At 37.3% G+C, this 1025-nt stretch carries 3 protein-coding genes and 1 tRNA gene; 3 read left to right on the top strand and 1 reads right to left on the bottom strand.

Annotation, left to right across the window (positions count from 1 at the left end; all coding sequences use genetic code 11):
• Window positions 1-213: 213 nt before the first annotated feature.
• Window positions 214-303 (bottom strand) — tRNA-Ser (locus BAZSYMA_RS00795).
• Between the two features lie 122 nt (window positions 304-425).
• Here BAZSYMA_RS00795 and rpmB point away from each other — a divergent pair.
• The 3 genes from rpmB to BAZSYMA_RS00780 form a co-directional block, all read left to right on the top strand.
• The gene (gene rpmB / locus BAZSYMA_RS00790; RefSeq protein WP_090714570.1) at window positions 426-662 is read left to right on the top strand and encodes a 50S ribosomal protein L28; all 237 of its coding nucleotides are present in this window, start codon (window positions 426-428) and stop codon (window positions 660-662) included.
• A gap of 12 nt (window positions 663-674) precedes the next feature.
• On the top strand, window positions 675-830 hold the full coding sequence (gene rpmG / locus BAZSYMA_RS00785; RefSeq protein ID WP_066045648.1) for a 50S ribosomal protein L33: 156 nt from the start codon (window positions 675-677) through the stop codon (window positions 828-830).
• On the top strand, window positions 830-1025 hold a 196-nt coding region (locus BAZSYMA_RS00780; protein WP_143243039.1), incomplete at its 3' end, for a hypothetical protein. The genes rpmG and BAZSYMA_RS00780, both read left to right, overlap by 1 nt.

Here is a 1025-nt window from a genome sequence, read left to right as displayed (position 1 = left end):
AAATTTAATAAGATGAGGCCTTTGCATAAATAGGGATGATTGGTAAAATCCAATTTTTGCCCAATTGGCGATTTCTTTAAACCTTGTCCTAGCAGGGCTAAGGCTGGGTTTAAAAAATCGCCAAGTGGGTGAAAAGTGGGTTTCTGATGATTATTCCTATTTGTGAAAAGGTCTCAAGATAAAAAAATAGCGCCATAAAGCGCTATTTAAATATGGTGGAGGGATAGGGATTTGAACCCTAGAAGGGTATTAACCCTTGCTGGTTTTCAAGACCAGTGCATTCAGCCACTCTGCCATCCCTCCGAAGGCGCATATGATACCGAGAGTTTTGTCAATAGTAAATAGATTTGATTAAATTTAACTATGAAAGTCAAGTGATTTTAAGTATAATGCTCTCTTTTTAGATTTTCGAGAATAGGTGAACTATGGCAAAGGTATGTCAAGTAACGGGTAAGCGCCCAATTAGTGGAAACAATGTTTCTCATGCGCACAATAAGACGCGTAGGCGTTTTTATCCAAATCTGCACACGCATCGTTTTTGGGTGGAGAGTGAGAACCGTTTTGTGAAATTAAAGTTGACTGCAAAAGGTTTGCGTATCGTTGATAAGAAGGGTATTGATACTGTATTATCAGAAATTCGTGCTCGTGGCGAAAAGGTTTAAAAGGGTAAAATTATGAGAGAAAAAATCAGATTAGTATCATCAGCAAAGACGGGTCACTTTTACACAACAACTAAGAATAAACGACTGCACCCAGAGAAGGTAGAAGTTAAAAAGTTTGATCCAGTGGTTAGACAGCATGTAATGTACAAGGAAGCCAAGATTAAATAATGGACACAGCAAGTTTATATCAAAATATTATTTCTGCTATTCGGGGAGCATTTATTGAGCCAGCGGAAAAATTTGGGGTATCTATTGTTGAATTAAAAGCGTTTGACCCCTCAATTGACGAGTTAATATCTCACTTAAAGGGATTGATCGGGATATTGAAACTTTTTGCAGATGACAATCATTCTGAAATAAATA

This window comes from Bathymodiolus azoricus thioautotrophic gill symbiont (assembly GCF_001298715.1).
Classification (GTDB): domain Bacteria; phylum Pseudomonadota; class Gammaproteobacteria; order PS1; family Pseudothioglobaceae; genus Thiodubiliella.
The sequence above is the reverse complement of the archived record's forward strand: the minus strand, read 5'-3'. Positions and strand labels throughout refer to the sequence as shown.

Coding starts and splice junctions, on each gene's coding strand:
- rpmB (WP_090714570.1), top strand. CDS start 426: ATGGCAAAGGTATGTCAAGTAACGGGTAAGCGCCCAATTAGTGGAAAC.
- rpmG (WP_066045648.1), top strand. CDS start 675: ATGAGAGAAAAAATCAGATTAGTATCATCAGCAAAGACGGGTCACTTT.